The 13,111-nt window shown below is 68.9% G+C and carries 12 protein-coding genes and 1 pseudogene; 10 read left to right on the top strand and 3 right to left on the bottom strand.

The annotated features are described in order from the left end of the window. Positions 1-744, top strand: a 744-nt coding sequence (gene tilS / locus J5F18_RS19265) for a tRNA lysidine(34) synthetase TilS (protein WP_346300125.1), incomplete at its 5' end; no start/stop codon positions are given. Here tilS and ppx read toward each other — a convergent pair. Next, a complete protein-coding gene (ppx, locus tag J5F18_RS19260; protein WP_346300124.1) occupies positions 702-2,219 on the bottom strand; it encodes an exopolyphosphatase in 1,518 nt (505 codons plus the stop codon). The two genes, tilS and ppx, sit on opposite strands and share 43 nt — an antisense overlap. A gap of 435 nt (positions 2,220-2,654) precedes the next feature. Here ppx and rho point away from each other — a divergent pair, with 435 nt between their 5' ends. The 8 genes from rho (at position 2,655) to J5F18_RS19220 (ending at position 9,368) form a co-directional block, all read left to right on the top strand. Further along, positions 2,655-3,914: a transcription termination factor Rho gene (gene rho, locus J5F18_RS19255; protein WP_346300123.1), complete on the top strand. Its 1,260-nt coding sequence runs from the start codon at positions 2,655-2,657 to the stop codon at positions 3,912-3,914. Between the two features lie 73 nt (positions 3,915-3,987). After that, positions 3,988-5,490: a 4-hydroxy-3-polyprenylbenzoate decarboxylase gene (ubiD, locus tag J5F18_RS19250; RefSeq protein WP_346300122.1), complete on the top strand. Its 1,503-nt coding sequence runs from the start codon at positions 3,988-3,990 to the stop codon at positions 5,488-5,490. Beyond that, positions 5,487-6,266, top strand: a complete 780-nt coding sequence (locus J5F18_RS19245; protein WP_346300121.1) for an FAD-binding oxidoreductase — start codon at positions 5,487-5,489, stop codon at positions 6,264-6,266. Before ubiD ends, J5F18_RS19245 begins: the two co-directional genes overlap by 4 nt. Beyond that, positions 6,263-6,976 (top strand): dihydromonapterin reductase, encoded by a 714-nt coding sequence (gene folM / locus J5F18_RS19240; RefSeq protein ID WP_346300120.1) that lies wholly within the window; start codon positions 6,263-6,265, stop codon positions 6,974-6,976. Before J5F18_RS19245 ends, folM begins: the two co-directional genes overlap by 4 nt. Before the next feature lie 57 nt (positions 6,977-7,033). Further along, positions 7,034-7,162, top strand: coding sequence for a hypothetical protein (locus J5F18_RS19235; protein ID WP_346300119.1), 129 nt, complete (start codon positions 7,034-7,036; stop codon positions 7,160-7,162). Between the two features lie 71 nt (positions 7,163-7,233). Next, positions 7,234-7,392, top strand: a complete 159-nt coding sequence (locus J5F18_RS19230) for a hypothetical protein (protein WP_346300118.1) — start codon at positions 7,234-7,236, stop codon at positions 7,390-7,392. Between the two features lie 334 nt (positions 7,393-7,726). Continuing rightward, a complete protein-coding gene (locus J5F18_RS19225; RefSeq protein WP_346300117.1) occupies positions 7,727-8,788 on the top strand; it encodes a 3-deoxy-7-phosphoheptulonate synthase in 1,062 nt (353 codons plus the stop codon). A gap of 67 nt (positions 8,789-8,855) precedes the next feature. Continuing rightward, entirely contained in the window at positions 8,856-9,368 is a 513-nt protein-coding gene (locus tag J5F18_RS19220; protein ID WP_346300116.1) for a DUF3087 family protein, read from the top strand. 12 nt (positions 9,369-9,380) lie between these two features. Here the strand turns inward: J5F18_RS19220 and ppk1 are convergent, their stop codons facing one another. Both ppk1 and hemB read right to left on the bottom strand, forming a co-directional pair. After that, positions 9,381-11,609 (bottom strand): polyphosphate kinase 1, encoded by a 2,229-nt coding sequence (gene ppk1, locus J5F18_RS19215; protein WP_346300115.1) that lies wholly within the window; start codon positions 11,607-11,609, stop codon positions 9,381-9,383. 43 nt (positions 11,610-11,652) lie between these two features. Continuing rightward, on the bottom strand, positions 11,653-12,660 hold the full coding sequence (hemB, locus tag J5F18_RS19210; protein WP_346300114.1) for a porphobilinogen synthase: 1,008 nt from the start codon (positions 12,658-12,660) through the stop codon (positions 11,653-11,655). A gap of 212 nt (positions 12,661-12,872) precedes the next feature. Here hemB and J5F18_RS19205 point away from each other — a divergent pair. Then, positions 12,873-13,111 (top strand): annotated as a pseudogene (locus tag J5F18_RS19205) (isoprenoid biosynthesis protein ElbB); the annotation flags it as partial.

The raw sequence follows: 13,111 nt of genomic DNA, 5'->3' as shown, positions 1-13,111 counted from the left end.
CATCAGGACCGCAACTATCTGCGTCACGAGGTCCTGCCGCGACTGGCGGCGCGCTGGCCCCGGGCCGCTGAGTCCCTCACGCGCAGCGCCGCCCTGGCCGCCGAGGCGGAGGGGCTGCTCGGCGAGCTGGCCGAGCTCGATCTGGCGCGCCTCGGCGGCGACCCTGCCCGCCTGGCGGTGGCCGAGCTCGGCGCGCTCTCCCGGCCCCGCCGGCGCCTGCTGGTGCGCCACGCCGCCTTACAGTTGGGGCTGCCGCTACCGCCGGCCCGGCGGCTCGCGGAGCTGCTGTCGCAGCTCGAGGCCCGAAGGGACGCCGAGGCCTGCGTGGCCTGGCCCGGCGGCGAGGCGCGGATCTGGCGCGGCGAGCTCCATCTGCTGGTGCCGCTGCCGGCGCTGCCGGGGGACTGGGCGTGCCGCTGGGACGGCACCTCGCCCCTGTCGACCCACCTGGGCGTCTGCGACCTGCGCCTGGCCGGGCCGCCGCAAGCGGCCGGGGCGCTGGTGCTGCGGCCCCGCCGGGGCGGCGAGCGGCTGCGTCTGGCCGGGCGCGGCTCACGGGATCTCAAGCGGCTGCTGCAGGAGCTGGCGGTGCCACCCTGGGAGCGGCAGCGGCTGCTGGTGGTCTGGCAGGGCGAGACGGCGGTGGCGCTGCTCGACCCGGTGGGCGAGCGCTGGCTGGCCCTGGCCGAGGGGTGGCGGGCTCAGGCGGGCGAGAGCGCCAGGGAGAAGCCCGCCGCCTGCTGATAGGCGGCCTCCTGCTCCAGGTCGGTGACCAGCAGCATGGTGTCGTCGCCGGCGGGCAGCTGCAGTCGCAGCGCTTCGCCGTCGGCAGCCAGGCGCGGGGTGGTCGGCGGCTGCTCCGGCCGGCTGTGATTGAGCAGCACCGCCAGGCGCAGCAGCCGGGCCAGCCGCGCATGGGAGGCCTGCAACGAGGCGGGTAGGGCCTGCCACTCCTTGAGCGGGAACTTGCGGCGATGGGCGCGCACCAGGAAGGCCAGCAGGCGCTGCTCGGGCCGCGAGAAGCCGGCCAGGTCGGCGTGCTCCAGCAGGTAGGCGCCATGGCGGTGGAACTGGCTGTGGGAGATCGCCAGGCCGATCTCGTGGAGGCGGGCCCCCCAGGCCAGGAAGCGGCGCTGGTTGTCGTCGAGGCGCCAGGCAGCGCGCACCTGGTCGAAGAGGGCGACGGCGCTCGCCGTCACGTTGGCGGCCTGGCGGGTATCCACGCCGGAGCGGCGTTCCAGGCTGGCCAGCGACTTGAGGCGCGAGTCCTCCGGGCCGTTGCGCCCCACCATGTCGTAGAGCACGCCTTCGCGCAGGGCGCCGTCGGCGTAGCGCAGCCGCTCGAGGCCGAAGGCCTCGAAGACGGCGCCGAGCACCGCCACCCCGGCGGGGAAGACCCTCGCCCGATCGGGCTTGAGGCCCTCCAGGGAGACCCTGTCGAGCTGTCGGCACCTGATCAGCCTCTCGCGCAGGGCGGTCAGGCCCTCCCGCGTGACTACGCCTTCGGGGCCCTCGCCGGCGGCGTGGATCACCGCGGCGGCGGCCTTGATGGTGCCGCTGGAGCCCACCGGGTCCTCCCAGCCCAGCTCGCGGTACTGGCGGCGGATGTTGGCCAGCTCCGAGAGGGCGGCCAGCTCCGCCCGACGCATGCGCTTCTCGCTGATCTCGCCGCCTTCGAAGAAACGGCGGGTGAAGGTGACACAGCCCATCCGCAGGCTCTCCAGGGCCATCGGCTCGAAGCGTTCACCGATGATGAACTCGGTGGAGCCCCCGCCGATGTCGACGATTAGACGACGCCCCTCCTCGGCCAGGGCGTGGGCCGCCCCCAGGTAGATGAGGCGGGCCTCCTCGCGGCCGGCGATGATCTCGATGGGGCAGCCCAGCAGCGCCTCGGCGCGCTCGATGAGTGCCTGGCTGTTGGCGGCGTCGCGCAGGGCATTGGTGCCCACCACCCGCAGGTGGCCGGGGCCGATGTCCTCCACGAAGGGAGCGAAGCGGACCAGGCAGTGCATGGCGCGCTGCAGGGTGTCCTCGTCGAGCAGGCCCTCGTCGTCGAGGCCGGCGGCCAGCTGTACCTTCTCGCCGAGCCGCGCCACCACCTGCAGGCGATCGTCACGGTAGTTGGCCACCAGCAGATGGAAGCTGTTGGAGCCCAGGTCGATGGCGGCCAGGCGCCGAGTGGCAGGCGGGGCAGGGGCCGGTTCCGTTGGCGAGGTCATGGCGAATCCTTGAAGATGTCTGGGGAGAAAGGTTGCGGCCAGCCCTCGGCTCTGTCAATTGCTTCGCGCGGCCAGGGCTTGCGTTCGTGTGCGGCCTTGACTAGTATCGAGGCGTTCGCCTGTTCCGAATGCTTCCCGACCGTTCCACGGCGTTCCCGTCTCGGTCTTTTCCAAGTCGTCAGACAGCCCACTATGCCCAGCGGAATCCCGGCCCCATGCCGAGGTCGCTGATCAGGCGAGAGCGAATCTGCCCCCTCGACTCCCAGAACGGCCCGGCTCCCCCCTGCGGTTGCCACCCCCATGGCCATGGGAGGGAAGTGACGAGTGGCAGCCTGTCCGGGCTCTGAACGCACCCCACGCGGCGTTTTTGTCTCGCCTCCCGCCACACGCGGCGCACCGACGCCCGGCTTCCACGAGCAATCTCTGAACACACCGATGAATCTTACCGAACTCAAGCAAAAGCCCGTGCCGGAACTCCTGGAGATCGCCCGCGAGATGGGCATCGACAACCTGGCACGCTCCCGCAAGCAGGACATCATCTTTGCCATCCTCAAGAAGCACGCCAAGAGCGGTGAGCCGATCTTCGGCGACGGCGTGCTGGAGATCCTGCAGGATGGGTTCGGCTTCCTGCGCAGCGCCGACAGCTCCTACCTGGCCGGGCCCGACGACATCTATGTGTCGCCCTCCCAGATCCGGCGCTTCAACCTGCGCAAGGGCGATACCATCTCCGGCAAGATCCGGCCGCCCAAGGAGGGGGAGCGCTACTTCGCGCTGCTGAAGGTCAGTGAGATCAACTTCGACAAGCCGGAGAACGCCAAGCACAAGATTCTCTTCGAGAACCTCACGCCGCTGTTTCCCCAGGAGCGGCTGCGCATGGAGATCGGCAACGGCTCCACCGAGGACCTCACCGCGCGGATCATCGATCTCACCGCCCCCATCGGCAAGGGACAGCGCGGCCTGCTGGTCTCCCCGCCCAAGGCGGGCAAGACGCTGATGCTGCAGAATATCGCCACCTCCATCACTCGCAACGACCCTGAGTGCCATCTGATCGTGCTGCTCATCGACGAGCGCCCGGAAGAGGTGACCGAGATGTCGCGCACCGTGCGCGGCGAGGTGGTGGCCTCGACCTTCGACGAGCCGGCGGCGCGCCACGTCCAGGTCGCCGAAATGGTGATCGAGAAGGCCAAGCGCCTGGTGGAGCACAAGAAGGACGTGGTGATCCTGCTCGACTCCATCACCCGCCTGGCGCGCGCCTACAACACCGTGGTGCCGAGCTCCGGCAAGGTGCTGACCGGCGGTGTGGACGCCCACGCCCTGGAGAAGCCCAAGCGCTTCTTCGGCGCGGCGCGCAACATCGAGGAGGGCGGCAGCCTGACCATCATCGCCACGGCGCTGGTGGACACCGGCTCCAAGATGGACGAGGTGATCTTCGAGGAGTTCAAGGGCACCGGCAACATGGAGGCGCACCTGGACCGCAAGCTGGCCGAGCGACGCGTCTACCCGGCCATCAATATCCGCCGCAGCGGCACCCGCCGCGAGGACCTGATCGCCTCCGAGGACGAGATGCAGCGCATGTGGATCCTGCGCAAGCTGCTCAACCCCATGGAGGACACCGCAGCCACCGAGTTCCTGATCGACCGCCTCAAGGATACCAAGACGAATATCGAGTTCTTCGAAGCGATGAAGCGCCGCTAAGCGCGATCAGCGGTGCGGAAAGGGGCGGCGTGGTATGCTGCCCCTTTTGTGGTTCCGGAAACGGGAAAACCGAATGAAGTACAAGGACCTGCGAGACTTCATCAGCGCCCTGGAGGCCCAGGGCGAGCTCCAGCGCATCACCGCCGAGGTGGACCCCTATCTCGAGGTCACCGAGATCTGCGATCGCACCCTGCGCGCCGGCGGTCCGGCGCTGCTGTTCGAGAACGTCAAGGGGCACGACATGCCGCTGCTCGGCAACCTCTTCGGCACGCCGAAGCGGGTGGCCCTCGGCATGGGCCAGGAGAGCGTGTCGGCCCTGCGCGAGGTGGGCGAGCTGCTGGCCTTCCTCAAGGAGCCGGAGCCGCCCAAGGGCCTGCGCGACGCCTGGGACAAGCTGCCGATCTTCAAGCAGGTGATGAGCATGGGGCCGAAGAAGGTCCGCTCGGCGCCGGTGCAGGAGCGCGTCTATGAGGGCGACGAGGTCGACCTCGGCCGCCTGCCGATCCAGCACTGCTGGCCCGGCGACGCCGCGCCCCTGGTCACCTGGCCCCTGGTGATCACCCGCGGCCCCCACAAGAAGCGCCAGAACCTCGGCATCTATCGCCAGCAGAAGCTCTCCAGGAACCGCCTGATCATGCGCTGGCTCTCCCATCGCGGCGGGGCGCTCGACTTCCAGGAGTTCCAGCAGACCCACCCCGGCGAGCCCTTCCCGGTGGCGGTGGCGCTCGGCGCCGACCCGGCCACCATCCTCGGCGCGGTGACCCCGGTGCCGGACTCGCTCTCCGAGTACGCCTTCGCCGGGCTGCTGCGCGGCTCGCGCACCGAGCTGGTCAAGTGCGGCCATGCCGACCTGGACGTGCCGGCGTCAGCAGAAATTATTCTGGAAGGCTTTATCTACCCGGATGACACCGCGCCCGAAGGCCCCTACGGCGACCATACCGGCTACTACAACGAGGTGGACACCTTCCCGGTGTTCACCGTGACGCGCATGACCATGCGCGAAGGCGCCATCTACCACTCCACCTACACCGGCCGCCCGCCCGACGAGCCGGCGATCCTCGGCCTCGCCCTCAACGAGGTGTTCGTGCCGATCCTGCGCCGCCAGTTCCCGGAGATCGTCGACTTCTACCTGCCGCCGGAGGGCTGCTCCTACCGCATGGCGGTGGTGACCATGAAGAAGCAGTACCCGGGCCACGCCAAGCGGGTGATGATGGGGGTCTGGAGCTTCCTGCGCCAGTTCATGTATACCAAGTTCGTGGTGGTGCTCGACGACGACGTCAGCGCCCGGGACTGGGAGGACGTGATCTGGGCCATCACCACCCGCATGGACCCGGCGCGGGACACCGTGATGGTGGAGAATACCCCCATCGACTACCTGGACTTCGCCTCGCCTGTCTCCGGCCTCGGCTCCAAGATGGGCCTGGACGCCACCAGCAAGTGGCCCGGCGAGACCGATCGCGAGTGGGGGGTGCCCATCGTCATGGACGAGGCCGTCAAGGCCCGCGTCAGCGAGCGCTGGAACGAGCTGGGCATCGAGCTCCCCGACAACACGACCCCTGACACGAGGCTTTCATGACGCCAAGGACCCTGACCTGCCTGGTCGACGAGGTCGAGGACCTCACCCCGGACGTCTTCCGGGTGCAGCTGGAGGGCCGCCCCGAGGCGGTGGCCCATGCGCCGGGCCAGTATCTGGAGCTCAAGCTGGACGACCAGACCTGGGTACCCTTCTCCATCGCCAACGCCCACGGCGGCGACGGCGTGATCGAGCTACATATCCAGCATTGGCCGGAGCGCGAGAACTCCGCGCGGCTGCGCGAGCTGGTCCAGGTGGCCAGCCGGCTGACCCTGCGGCTGCCCGGCGGCGACTGCGTGCTCGACCCGGACAGCGAGCGTCCGCTGCTGCTGATCGCCGCCGGCACCGGCTTCGCCCAGATGAAGGCGATCGCCGAGGCGGCGCTGGCGGCCGATCCGGCGCGGGAGATCGATCTCTGGTGGGCGGCCCGGGAGCGGCGCCAGCTCTACCAGGAGCGGCTGCCCCGGGAGTGGGCCGAGGCCCACCCCGGCTTCCGCTTCCACCCGGTGACCGAGCTGGCCCCCGAGGAGCCCTGGGCGGGTGAGCGCGTGATTGGCCACCGGGGGCGCATCGACCAGGCCCTGGCCTATGGGCTCGAGGATGTCGCCGATCAGGACGTCTACCTCTCCGGCTCGCCGGGCATGGTCTATGCCTGCGTGGACGTGCTGGCCTCGCTGGGGCTCTCGCCCTCGCGGACCTTCTCCGATGTCTTCGCCTATGCGCCCCGCGATCCGCTGGTCCCCATCACCGGCAGTCTGGTCAGGGATGGGCGGGCATGAGTGCCTCGCCCATCCTGATCACCGGCGGCGCCCAGCGGCTGGGACGCCACTGCGCCGAGCGCCTGGTGGACGATGGGCACCCGGTGATCATCAGCTACCGCCGCGAGCGTCCCGAGCTCGAGGCCCTGCGTGCGCGCGGCATCGTCACCCTCCAGGCGGACTTCGCCAGCGAGGCGGGCATCCTCGACTTTATCGCGCGGTTGAAGGAAGCGACCCCCTCGCTGCGGGCGATCGTCCATAACGCCAGCGACTGGGCCCCGGACGCCACCGGCCCCGAGGCGGGTGCCACCTTCGAGCGGCTGTTTCGCATTCATATGCTGGCCCCCTACCTGATCAACCTGCACGCCCGGGCGCTGCTGGAGGCGTGCAGCGAGCCCCAGCGCGATATCGTGCATATGACCGACTACGTGGTGCAGAAGGGTTCGAAGCGGCACGCCGCCTACGCCGCCACCAAGGCGGGGCTCGACAACCTGACCCTCTCCTTTGCGGCCCGGTACGCCCCGGCGATCCAGGTCAACGCCATCGCGCCGGCGCTGATCATGCTCAACGAGGGCGACGACGAGGCCTACGTCGAGAAGGCCATGGCCAAGTCGGTCATGGAGATGATCCCCGGCCCCGGGGTGATCTACCAGAGCCTGCGCTACCTGCTCGACAATCGCTATGTCACCGGGGCGACCCTGCCCGTGGATGGCGGCCGGCACCTTCGCTAGAATAGCCCCGGCAACACCCATCGCTTGACAAGACCACCCTCGAGGAAGGAGTGACAGATGGCGGGACATGACGAGAACTTCAAGGACGACAGCGGCATCCTGTCGGTGGTGTTGGGCCTGGTCGTGCTGGTGACCATGAGCGCCCTGCCGGTCACCGTCGGCCTGATCCAGCTCTTCGCCGGCTGAGCCGCGGCCGTGGTTGCCCTTGTCAGCTCCGTTGCAATGGGGCAGGATGGGGGCTCACTCAGGAGACGACCATGACCGCACTCGCCGTTGACATGCCCCGCTGCCAGGACGCCCATGCCGGCGCCACTGTGCGCGGTGTCGCATCGACCGGCGGCGCCCGTGGCGGTTGGTACGGCTATTTCTGGCATGGCTACTTTATGACCGGTGTGCCGGCGGCCATGTCTGACTAGCGCGTCCTGAGCAGTAGACACGACATCGCCGAGAGGCACGCCCCACCCGGGTCGCCTCCCGACAGAACCCCCGGCAGGCGACCCGCCCCGGGGGTTCTGCGCTTCTGGCCGTGCCGATACCACCATGCCATCACGATGACCCAGAGAAGACGCTAGAGGAGTGAGACCATGACCGCATCCATCGCCATCCGCCCGCTGACCGGCTTCACCGGCTATTACGGCTACTGGCGATTTAGCGAGCTGCGGTCGGCTCACTCCGCCACCTCCGACCGTAGCGAGTTCGGTGGCCCCCGACCGACACGATGTATGACCGCTACCCGGAGCCGATGACCCCATGAAAGCTACCCTTGCCGCCGCTGCCCTGAATCCCGCCCGCCCTGCCACCGTCCCGGCGCGGTGCCTGCCCGCTCCCGGCGAACTGCGCCGCGACCTGCCCCTGCCCCCAGGTCTGGCGCGCCGGATCGAGTCCCAGCGCCAGGCCATCCGCGATATCCTCGCCGGCCGCGACGACCGCCTGCTGGTGGTGATGGGCCCCTGTTCCATCCACGACCCCGAGGCGGCCCTGGCGTATGCCCGCCGCCTGGCCGAGCTGGCGCCGAAGGTGGCGGACCGGCTGCTGCTGGTGATGCGGGTCTACGTGGAGAAGCCGCGCACCACCGTGGGCTGGAAGGGGCTGGCCTATGACCCGGACCTCGACGGCAGCGGCGACATGGCCCGTGGCCTGGCGCTCTCGCGCCGGCTGATGCGCGAGGTGGCCGAGCTGGGCCTGCCGGTGGCCACCGAGCTGCTGCAGCCGATGCTCGCCCCCTACCTGGAGGACCTGCTGGCCTGGGTGGCCATCGGCGCGCGTACCACCGAGTCCCAGCTGCATCGCGAGCTGGCCAGCGGCCTCGACGCCGTGGTGGGCTTCAAGAACGCCACCAGCGGCGACATCGGGGTGGCGCTCGACGCCATGCGGGCCGCCGCCCACCCCCACAGCCACTTCGGCCTGGACGCCGAGGGACGCCCGATGATTCGCGACACCGAGGGCAACGCCCATACCCATCTGGTGCTACGTGGCGGCCACGGCGAGCCCAACTACCAGGCCACCCACGTGCAGGCGGCGCGCCGTGCTCTGGAAGAGGCGGGCCTCGCGCCGCGGCTGATGGTGGACTGCAGCCACGCCAACGCCCGCAAGGACCACCGCCGCCAGAGCGAGGTGCTGCTCGATGTCCTGGCCCAGCGCCTGGCGGGGGAGAAGGCCCTGGCGGGGGTGATGCTCGAGAGCCAGCTACACGAGGGCAAGCAGCCCCTGGTTCCCGGCCGGCTGCGCCACGGCGTCTCGGTGACCGACGCCTGCATCGGCTGGGAGGCCACCGAGCGGCTACTGCTCGGCGCCGCCGAGCGGCTGAGGTAGCCCTGTACCCCGGGGGGCCGAGTCGGGATAATCACCTCGATTTCCCACTCGCCACCCAGGAGCCCCCATGTCATTCCGGTTCGAAGACCACGACCCCGAGACCTACCGCCGCAAGGGCCGCCTGATCAGCCTGGCCATGGCCGGCCAACTGATCGTCTTCGGGCTGGTCTTCTCCCAGCTGCTGCAGGCCATCTTCGACGGCGGCTTCTGGCTCAACGTGGTGGGGGTGCTGCTGGGACTGGTGGCCACCAGCCTGGTGTTCGCGGTGCTGCGCGAGCGGCCCTGGATGACCGAGGTGCGCTACGTCTGGCAACTCAAGCACCACCTGTCGCGGGTCAGCGTCTATCTGCCCGCGCTGCGCCGGGGCGCCGAGGAGGGCAACGACACGGCGCTTACCATCCTCACTTTCTATCACCAGGGCATGGCCCAGCTCGCCGAGCTCAACGGCCGCACTCTGGATGACGACGCCGAGCTGCTCGCCGAGCGCCAGAAGATTCGCCTGGCCCGCCAGGAGCGCGGCCTGGCCGAGACGGTCGAGGGCTTCGACCCCCAGGACCTGGCCGCCTTCAAGCGCGGTTGATGCCGTGTCCGCTCAGGCCTTGGCGGCGTAGGCGTAGAGCAGCGTCTCCTGGGCGCTGATCGGAGCGGCGTCGCCCGGTGTCTGCTTGACATAGTGGCCGTCGGGCTGCAGTCGCCAGCTCTGGCAGTTGTCCACCAGGTAGGTCTCCAGGTCCTTGCGCACCCGGGCGGCCAGCTTGCGGTCGCGTAGCGGAAAGCAGGTCTCCACCCGGTGGAACATGTTGCGGGTCATGAAGTCGGCGCTGGAGCCCCACACCTCGGGCTTGCCGTGGTTCTGGAAATAGAAGACCCGGGTGTGCTCCAGGAAGCGGCCGATGATCGAGCGCACCCGTATCCTCTCCGAGACGCCCGGCAGGCCCGGACGCAGGCAGCACATGCCGCGGATGATCAGGTCGCACTCGACCCCGTCGCGGGAGGCGCGGTAGAGCGCCTGGATCAGCTTCGGCTCGGTCAGGGAGTTGCACTTGATGATCAGGTGGGCGCGACGCCCCTTGCGGGCGTGCTCCGCCTCGCGCTCGATCATCGCCACCAGCCCCTCGTGGAGGGTGAAGGGGGCGTGCAGCAGGGTCTCGATATGCCGGGCGCGGCCCATGCCCGAGAGTTGCTGGAAGACCTGGTGAACGTCCTCGCACAGGGCCGGGGCGGCGGTGAGCAGACTGTAGTCGGTGTAGAGCCTGGCCGTCCGCGAGTGGTAGTTGCCGGTGCCCAGGTGAGCATAGTGGCGCAGCCGGCCCTTCTCGCGGCGTACGATGTGCATCATCTTGGCATGGGTCTTGTAGGCCATCACCCCGTAGATGACGATGGCGCCCGCCTCCTGCAGCCGCGAGGCCAGGGCCAGGTTGTCGGCCTCGTCGAAGCGCGCGCGCAGCTCGACCACCACGGTGACCTCCTTGCCGCCGCGGGCCGCCTCCACCAGGGAGCCCACGATGGGCGAGTCGGCGCCGGTGCGGTAGAGGGTCTGCTTGATGGCCAGCACCGACGGGTCCCGAGCCGCCTCGGCGAGCAGTTCCTCCACGGGCGCGAAGGTCTGGAAGGGATGGTGGAGCAGGATGTCGCCGCCGGCAATGGCGTCGAACAGGCTGCCGCCCTTTGTGAGGCTCTTGGGCAGACCCGGGGTGAAGGGCCGGTAGAGGAGCTCGGGCCGCTCCGCCTCTCCGATCAGGGCCATCATCCGAGTCAGGTTGACCGGGCCGTTGACCCGGTAGAGGTCCTCCTGCCCCAGGGCGAACTCCTTGAGCAGGAAATTGGCCAGCTCGTCGGGGCAGGTGTCCACCACCTCCAGGCGTACGCCGCTGCCGTAGCGCCGCGCCAGCAGCTCGCCACGCAGCGCCGAAGCCAGGTCCGAGACCTCTTCCGGGTCCACGGTCATGTCGGCGTTGCGGGTCAGCCGGAACTGGTAGCAGCCGCGCACCGTCATGCCCGGGAAGAGCGCCTCGGCGTGGGCGTGGATCATCGAGGAGAGGAAGACGGCCTCCTTGAAACCCTCCTCGCACAGCGCCGGCGGCAGGGCGATGACCCGGGGCAGCGAGCGCGGCGCCGGCAGGATGGCGAGTCCTCCCTCGCGGCCGAAGGCATCCTTGCCCTCGAGCTGGACGATGAAGTTGAGGCTCTTGTTGACCAGCCGCGGGAAAGGGTGGGAGGGGTCGAGCCCGATGGGACTGATAACCGGCAGGATCTCGTCGTCGAAGTAGTCATTGACCCAGTCGCGCTGGGCCGCGGTCCACTCGCTGCGCCGCCGGAAGTGCAGGCCCTTGTCCTTCATCGCTGGCAGCAGGCCCTCGTTGAGGATGCGGTACTGTCGCTCGACCTGCTCGTGGACGATCTGCGAGATCTCCGCCAGAACCGAGCTCGGCGAGCGGCCGTCGACGCCGGTGCTGTCGTCACCCAAGGCCACCCGGTGCTTGAGACCGGCCACCCGGATCTCGAAGAACTCGTCCAGGTTGGAGGAAAATATCAACAGGAACATCAGCCGGTTGAGCAGCGGGTGCGCCTCGTCCAGGGCCTGCTCCAGCACGCGGATATTGAACTGCAGATGGGAAAGTTCGCGGTTGAAGTAAAGGCTAGGGTCGGCGAGGTCCGCCTCGGTCTCCGGCAGCGCTTTTGGCTTGATGCCGGTGCGGGTCTGGTTGAGGCGTGGCGCGGGAGTCTCGGCCGACGCGTCCTCCCCCGTGCCGTGCAAGCCGCCATCGGCCGGGACGGGGGAGGGTGGGCCTGCAGATGGCCCGGGACTGCGGTCTTCCATGGTCAATTCTCTCGGGATTCTGGAAGGGGCGCAGCCCCTTCCGTTACGGGGCGAGCAGCCTGGCCGCCCGCTTGGCAAAGTAGGTCAGCACGCCGTCGGCTCCCGCACGCTTGAAGCAGGTCAGGGATTCGAGGATCACGCTGTCGGCGTCCAGCCAGCCGTTCTCGAAGGCGGCCATGTGCATGGCGTACTCGCCGCTCACCTGGTAGGCGAAGGTGGGCACCCGGAGCTCCTCCTTAACCCGGCGTACCACGTCCAGGTAGGGCATGCCCGGCTTGATCATCACCATGTCGGCCCCCTCGGCAAGGTCGAGGGCCACTTCGTGAAGTGCCTCGTCGCCGTTGGCGGGGTCCATCTGGTAGGTGCTCTTGTCGGCCCGGCCCAGGTTGGCGGCGGAGCCCACGGCGTCCCGGAAGGGGCCGTAGTAGCGCGAGGCGTACTTGGCGCTATAGGCCATGATGCGGGTGTTGACCAGATGCTCCTGCTCCAGCACCTGGCGGATCTCGCCGATGCGGCCATCCATCATGTCCGAGGGCGCCACCACATCGGCGCCGGCCTCGGCGTGGGAGAGTGCCTGCTTGAGCAGAGTCTCTACAGTACGATCATTCAGCACATAGCCCTGATCGTCGATGATGCCGTCCTGGCCATGGCTGGTGTAGGGATCCAGCGCCACGTCGGTGATGATGCCCAGCTCCGGCAGGGCGTCCTTCAGGGCGCGAACGCTGCGCTGGACCAGCCCGGTGGCGCTGTAGGCCTCCTCGGCCAGCTCGCTCTTCAGGGCGGGGTCGATCACCGGGAAGAGGGCGAGGGCCGGGATGCCCAGCGCCTGGGCCTCGCGGGCCTCCTCGATCAGCAGGTCCAGCGACAGGCGCTCGACGCCGGGCATCGAGGGCACTGCCTCGCGGTGTTCCTCACCTTCCAGCACGAACACCGGCCAGATAAGGTCGGCAGGGGTCAGGACATTCTCGCGCATCAGGCGGCGCGAGAACTCATCGCGGCGCATGCGGCGCAGGCGGGTCGAGGGGAACTGGCGGGTGGTCATGAAGCTCAAGAGAATTCTCCTGCGGTGGTCGCCGCACGCTGAAGGTAGTGTGGCGGCGCGGGATGACAGTCTGATGACGGCGGGTCAGGGTTGCTATCGAGTATATCAGTGCGCCCGTACGCCGAAAGTCTCGCCTTGTCGCACCCTCCTGTTCACTCTAGAGTGTTGAGTTTGATTATTGGTCCTGCCGGGTGGCAGGCGAACCCTGCAAGGAGACAGGCATGAGCAAACAGGTGGCGGTAATCCTCTCGGGCTGCGGTGTCCAGGATGGTTCCGAGATCTACGAGACCACCCTCACCCTGCTGCGACTCGATCAGCTGGGCATCGGCTATCGCTGCTTCGCCCCGGAGATCGCCCAGCACCATGTCATCGACCATCGCCACGGCGAAGTGTCCGAGGGCGAGGTCCGCAGCGTGTTGACCGAGTCGGCGCGCCTGGCGCGCGGCGAGATCTCGCCGCT

Source organism: Halomonas sp. BM-2019 (assembly GCF_017584085.1).
This window is presented reverse-complemented; position numbering and strand designations above follow the sequence as displayed.